Source organism: Streptomyces sp. NPDC002306 (genome assembly GCF_053593435.1).
The window spans coordinates 1-6,169 of the sequence record NZ_JBSFCK010000102.1 but is presented as its reverse complement, the minus strand read 5'-3'; the positions used below and the strand labels follow the sequence as shown (position 1 = coordinate 6,169).

General features: G+C 67.5%; 6 protein-coding genes and 1 pseudogene. 3 read left to right on the top strand and 4 right to left on the bottom strand.

The features are described from left to right. Positions 1-91: 91 nt before the first annotated feature. A complete protein-coding gene (locus ACWCQK_RS41790; RefSeq protein WP_451164455.1) occupies positions 92-1,489 on the bottom strand; it encodes a tetratricopeptide repeat protein in 1,398 nt (465 codons plus the stop codon). A 435-nt stretch (positions 1,490-1,924) separates the two neighbouring features. Next, the gene (locus tag ACWCQK_RS41785; RefSeq protein WP_451164453.1) at positions 1,925-2,242 is read right to left on the bottom strand and encodes a hypothetical protein; all 318 of its coding nucleotides are present in this window, start codon (positions 2,240-2,242) and stop codon (positions 1,925-1,927) included. A gap of 154 nt (positions 2,243-2,396) precedes the next feature. Here ACWCQK_RS41785 and ACWCQK_RS41780 point away from each other — a divergent pair, with 154 nt between their 5' ends. Continuing rightward, the gene (locus tag ACWCQK_RS41780) at positions 2,397-2,891 is read left to right on the top strand and encodes a contact-dependent growth inhibition system immunity protein (RefSeq protein ID WP_451164451.1); all 495 of its coding nucleotides are present in this window, start codon (positions 2,397-2,399) and stop codon (positions 2,889-2,891) included. A gap of 101 nt (positions 2,892-2,992) precedes the next feature. Here ACWCQK_RS41780 and ACWCQK_RS41775 read toward each other — a convergent pair. Together ACWCQK_RS41775 and ACWCQK_RS41770 are read right to left on the bottom strand one after the other, a co-directional pair. After that, positions 2,993-3,145: pseudogene (locus ACWCQK_RS41775) on the bottom strand (ATP-binding protein); the annotation flags it as partial. A 323-nt stretch (positions 3,146-3,468) separates the two neighbouring features. Beyond that, a complete protein-coding gene (locus ACWCQK_RS41770) occupies positions 3,469-4,263 on the bottom strand; it encodes a class I SAM-dependent methyltransferase (RefSeq protein ID WP_451164449.1) in 795 nt (264 codons plus the stop codon). 402 nt (positions 4,264-4,665) lie between these two features. On the opposite strand from ACWCQK_RS41770, the gene ACWCQK_RS41765 reads away from it, so the two are divergent. Both ACWCQK_RS41765 and ACWCQK_RS41760 read left to right on the top strand, forming a co-directional pair. After that, positions 4,666-5,301, top strand: coding sequence for an alpha/beta hydrolase (locus ACWCQK_RS41765; RefSeq protein WP_451164447.1), 636 nt, complete (start codon positions 4,666-4,668; stop codon positions 5,299-5,301). Positions 5,302-5,460: 159 nt separating this feature from the next. Beyond that, complete coding sequence (locus ACWCQK_RS41760) at positions 5,461-6,036, top strand: TetR/AcrR family transcriptional regulator (protein ID WP_451164445.1); 576 nt, start codon at positions 5,461-5,463, stop codon at positions 6,034-6,036. The last annotated feature ends 133 nt before the right edge of the window (positions 6,037-6,169 follow it).

The following is a 6,169-nucleotide window of genomic DNA, read 5'->3' as shown; positions in this document are numbered from 1 at the left end:
CTGCCACTGACACACCTTGACAGCCATACGTTGCCCGGAACAGAACCCCGAACGGCGCGTCACGACAGGGCGAACGTTGCCTGATGCGGCACTAGTCAAAGGTCGCTCGGTCCAGGAAGGGAGGGTCGTTGGGGCCAGGGTCGGCTTGAAGGGCCGCGTCGCGCCGCCGGCTGGCCGCATGCTGTTCGGCAAGGGACGGCATTCCGGCGATGGCCTCGGCGGCGCGGCCCTGCCGGATGAGCAGCTCCGCCACTTCCGACGGCCGTAGTTCGGTGTCCGCCCGTAGCACGGTGAGAGCCTCCTCAGGGCGCCCCATCTCTTGCAGGATCCACGCCTTGCTCACCGTCAGGCCGTACAGGTCCGGCGCCAGCGTCTCGGCGTAGGCGAGGGCCTCCTCATACCGGCCGGCCTCACCCAGCAGCCAGATCCGGTTCGAGCTCAACCACGATGGGTGCTCTTCGACGAACTCAGCACTGCGCTCGTCCAGGAGCGTCAGGGCGTCGTCCAGCCGTCCGGCTTCGTGCAGCAGGTGGATGACGCCTTCGAAGAGACAGGCATCGTGGTCGTCGAATGTCGGACGGCCCACCTCGACGGCTTCCTCGATCCGGCCTTGGCGCTCCAGCAGTTCGATCAGGGGCCAGCGGAACCGGTTCGGATGCTCGGCGTCCGCGATGAAACGCCGCAGCACTGCTTCGGCCTCATCTGCCTGCCCGGCGTCTTCGAGCGCCCGCGCGTAGTGGGCGAGCGTCTCCCCCGCGCCCTCGCCCGCGCCCAGCACGCGCAGTTCCTCCAGGCGCCCGTGGCGCCGCAGGAGCTCGGCGTAGGCAATCAGTGTGTTCTGAACCACGAAGTGCCCGGCTTCGATGTCTGCACCGAGTATCCGTACGGCCTCGTCGACCCGGCCCGCGCGTTCCAGGACCTGGGCTTGGAGGTCTTGCGCGTTGCTGGGGTTGAAAACCCATCGCGCCTCGCCGCGGGCGCTGCGGGCCCGCTCCGCCCGCGGCGCGATCAGCCCCAGGACCTGCTCATCACGGTCCTGGCGCTCCGTCAACTCGACGAGGGTGGACAGGATCCACTCCCGGTCCAGATGCGGCGTCAGTACGGCGATCGCCTCGTCCAGCCGCCCCGCCTTGGCCAGCAACTCCGCGAAGTCGTGACACACCCACTCCGAGGCAAGGCCTTCCTCGTCCGGGCGGACCGCCTCCACTGCCTGCTGCACCTCCCCCGCCTCCAACAGGACCTCAGCCCTCTCCCAGAGCGCCCATTTCCAGCCGGCCTCAATGAACGGCTCCAGCACGTTCAAAGCCCGCTCGACCTCGCCCGCCCGGCACAGCTCGCGAGCCGCCGCCTGGGCGCAGAACCATTCCCCCTGCTCCGATGCGGCTTGGACCAGCAGCTCCACCTCCCCGCGCTCCACCAGCATGGTGACCAGGCGAGGAGATATTCCGCCGAGTGTCCGCGACTGCCACTCAAGATCATCAATTTTCACGGGCCTGAGCGTACGAGCGAGCACTGACATTGGTACTCGTCAGGCCAGGCGTTGTCGGTCAGGACCCGTTCGATGCAGCCGATGCCCGCGTCCGCGAACCGCCCCTACAGCCCGCGGGCCAACGGCAACCGTTTCAGACCGCTACAAAACGACTGGTCCGCAGGGCCGTTGACGGCAGCTGGAAACGCAGTGTCGCCGCTGTCTGGCAGCAGCGGACGTCGGGATGAGGTGAGGGAGCAAGGGCTGGGCCGACCGCCAGGCGGACGGCGGTCCGCAGCCGGGGGGACTACAGCGCTGTCCGCCTCTCCACTTCGGACGCCGGATACAAGCGCATCTTCAGCACCATCAACACCGCCATCCGCACCATGTCGCTGACCGGCGACCCCGTCGCCCTGCGCAGCGCCGCATTCCTCATGAAACTTCGGAGCTTGAGTCTTAACTTGCTGACAGTTGATCGTCCCAGCGGAACCAGGCGTGGTCCTGGTCGATGTGGAGGAGGAACTCGGCAACGGGCCCCGACGGCGACACCAGGGTCAGGGCACTTTCGATGCGCGCGTAGGCGTCGTCGAACCGTTCGAATTCCCCGGCCTCGACGATGGCGTTGACCTCGTCGAACCAGGGCCTGAACGGGCTGAAGGCGGGCTCGGGGAGGAATCGTCCTCGCTGCCACGGCATATCGGCCTCGTCGACGGTGATCGTGCCGACGAGGGTGCTGCCGCTCAGGAGCCGCCACGCACTGCCGGGATCGGTCATTCTGGCTCCATGGATCGGCTTCTGCATCCTCGTCGCGTTGCCGTTGCCCGCAGAGACGTCAGGCCCGCGGAGGTTACGGAACACATGCGGTACGGCGCCTCGCCGGGACAGAGTTCTGACACCTGTACAGGGGCGCCTGACAGCTGTTGACCAAATGGCTGAACTCCGCCTCGACGGGGGCGATCTTGAGATGGATGTCAAACGGCAAGCTGAGACAGCGTTCGAGATGTTGCCTCTGCGAGAGAATCGGCTGGTGACTGGATCCATCAACCGTACTCGGTCCCTTGAGGAGCTTGAACGTGACCGCTGGCAGGCGCCCCCAGCCGACGCCACCCGTCTCGTTGCCACGGTGCACGCCCTGCGAAGTCGGCCGATCGGGACTCTGACCGTTGAGGACCTGCGCCTGCTGATCGGGCAGAATGTTGGGCTACCGGTGCTTCTTCCGTTCGCGGTCGAGGTGCTTCGTGACAACCCGCTGGCCGAGGGTGACATGTACGAGGGCGACCTCCTGACCAGGAGCCCGGCAGTCTGGGAAGCTCAGCCGGAGCTCGCAAAGCAACTGAACGTCATCGTCGGCGACCTCACCGACCTGTCGCCGGACCTACGCCAGAAGGCCGAGGAGTTCGCAAGCGCCGTCCAGCATTCCTGACACCTGGCAGGTGCCGGAACGTCTACTACGGAGCTGTCCGCCGAAGAGGCCGGGGGCCCGACCGTTTGGCCGGGCGACCTTGGGTGAGGCGGCGGACCCCTTTCCTGGGTTTGAGCCTTGGTCCCGGCCAGGCGGTAGGACTCGGTTCCGGTCTCGATGATGGTCGCGTTGAAGGTGAGCCGGTCCACGATCGCTGCGCAGAGCCTCGGGTCGGTGAAGATGCGACCCCAGCCCGTGAAAGCCTCGTTGGACGCGCTGGACAAAACCCAGGCCCGCACCACACAGCTTCTCTTCGCAGAAGGGCTCCAAGAAGCCCTGCCGAGTCAGACGCAGCGCGGTGCCCGCCCCGCCAGGGCCGCAGCCACGCGGCAGCCCGCACCCCCAAAACCCCGGGACAGCAGGCCACTGCTCGGCGAAACACCCCCGACCGCTACCGGCCCACCCCGAATGAGACCCGACCCTCAACCCTGCGGCACAAGGCCCACGCCGGAACAGCCGCCCCCATAGAGACGCCCCACCTCGTGGCGGCACACCCGAACAGGAACTGGACGGACGGCACCCCATTACAGGGTGACCCTTAGCTCAGTTTCCAGGCGGTGAGCTGGAAGAGCCGAGCAGTGTGCATGTAGGGCGGCCGGGCGGTGGTAGCGAGTTCGAGGCGTTCGAGGGCCGCGTAGAAGTCCGGTTCGTGCTTGCGTGCGTCGTCGGTGATGTAGTCGCAGAAGCTGCGGATGCCGTAGTGGGCGATGTCCCGACATCCGACCTGCCGCAGGGTGCGGATGATCTCTTCAGCTGTGTGGAGTGTCAGTGCCGATTTGAACATCTGCGTCCGCGCCTGATCGGTGTCGAGTGCGGCAAGCGCGGCCGAGGGGTCCATCTCCCGGACCGCGATGTTCAAGGGCGCCGAATGCCGGTTGATCGCCATGACGGAGATCAGGCCCCCGGCCTTCAGCGGGGAGAGTGCCGAGGCGAGAGTGCCTGGGACGTCGTCCATGTATGGCAGGAGGTTATGGCACAGCACGACATCGAATTCCGCGCTGGCGAGGTCGCGGGGCAGATCGGTCGCGTCGGCCTCGACACAGTCGATCAGCTCCGTCACGCCGCTTGCCGCGGCTCGCTCGGTGGCCGCTGCAAGCATGGCCGGTGCATAGTCAACGATGGTGACGTGGTGCCCGCGGGCCGCGAGGCGGATGGCGTCTCCGCCGTCGCCGCCGGCGAGGTCGAGTATCCGCAGCGATTCGCCGCCCACGTCGCCAAGGTGACGGAGCAGGTTGGCCTCAGCGATTGAGTAGCGCAGTCGGCCCCAGGGGGCGTCCTGCCACTCCTGCCAGGTGGTCAGCGCGGTATTGAATTTCTCAAGATCTTCAGCCATCTGGCGACGATAGCGGCCTGGCATCCTCAGCCGGTGTTGCCTTGTGCTGCTGCCCCGCCGCTCCCACTGCACCGCGAGGCAGGACGGCTTGGAGGAGGTCGCCGACCATGCACTCGCCTGGGCCGCCGCCAAGCCCGCACCTGACACGCCCCCTCTCACGCCTTTCGACGCACCGCACCACCCCAGCTTGTCGTTTCCGATGTCCCTCCCACGCTTGCTGATCTCCACCGCCCTCACCACCGCCGGCCTCGGGCTGACCGCAGTCCATCTCCCCCACCGTCTCCGCCGCACCCGCGGCCTCGGACACACCCAAGCCGACCGTCGTATTGGTGCACGGCACCTGGCGGACGCCTCCGGCTGGAGCAGCGTGGTCAAGCGCCTCAAAGAGACAGCCATCCGGTCGTGGCCCCGGAAACCCGCTGCGCGGCCTGGCCACCGACTCCGCCCATCTCGCCGCCTACCTCAAGAGCAGGTGGCCCCGTCATCCTGGTCGGCCACTCCTACGGCGGCGCGGTCATCACCAACACGGTCACCGGCAACCCCGACGTGAGGTCACCGGTCTACATCGCCACCATCGCCCCCGACCGGGGCGAGAGTATCGACGCCCTGAGCGCCAGGTTCCCCAGCATTCACTTCATGGACGACCCCGCCGCCCCGGTCCCCACCGTCCCCAGCGCCGTTGCTACCCCCCGGACCGATGACACGCCTGGTGTCGACCTCTACCTGAAACGCAGCGAATTCCGCGATGTCTTCCAGAGCGACCAGCGCAGCGCACAACGCCTGAAGCCGCCACACAGCGACCGATCGCCGCCCAGGGCCTGGGCGAGTTCTCCGGCGCGCGCAGGCCTGGAAGCCATCCCCTCTTGGTACCTCGCTGCCCAGAACGACCACGCCGTCCCGGCCGCCACAGAGCACTTCATTGCAGGCCGCGCCCACGCACGCACCGTAGAGATCAGCGCACCTCACGGCGTTCAGCTCACCACCCCCGGCGCCGTCACCCGCCTGATCGAAAGCACCTCGCACAGCACCGCCCTGTGACCCCAGGAAGCCGCGAACGCGGTCGTGCCCCTCGCAAGACGGCAAGGCTGCCGCGCGAAGGGTCGCGACCCGGCGTCCGGGGAAGGAGCCGGGAGGCCTCCCGCGGCAAGCCGGCCATGAATACTTGAGCAATCAATCCAAAACGGTTACGCTGTCAGTGTGGCACGCAGACGAGAGTTCGACATCGATCAGGCTGTCGACCGTGCGATGGACACGTTCTGGCGCCGCGGCTACGCCGCGACGTCGATGCCGGACCTGACTTCGGCGCTCGGCATCGGCAGCGGCAGCCTGTACGCCGCGTTCGGTTCCAAGGAGAAGCTGTACGCGCTCGCGCTGGCGCGTTACACATCGCGCAACGCCGGCGATCTCGTGACGCAGCTGGAGAATGTCGACGAGGTACGCCCCGCCCTGCGCGCCGCACTCACGGCCATGGCCGAGGCCGATCTGTGCGACCCCGACCGGGGCTGCATGCTGGTCAATGCCGCTACCGAACGCGCCGACGACCCGGCCACCGCCGAACAGGTCTCGGCTACTCTGCGACTGGTCGAGTCGGCCATCACCGGAGCGCTCGAGCGGGCCAAGGCCCGGGGCGAACTCGCGGCGGACAAGAACCCCACCGAGCTGGCGCGCCTGCTGACCACCTTCATGCAGGGGCTGCGTGTCATGGGAAAGGCCCAGGCAGGGCGGGAGTTCGCCGAATCGGCCGTGGATGCCGCCATGCGCACCCTGGACTAAGAGTCATCCCGTAATGGGATGTCGTCCGTCCGGTTCCAGTTCGGGTGGGCCGCCGGGTGGCGGCGTGTTCCGTACTGGGGCGGCTGTTCCGACGTGGGCCTTGTGCCGCGTGGTTGCGGGTCGGGTCTCATTC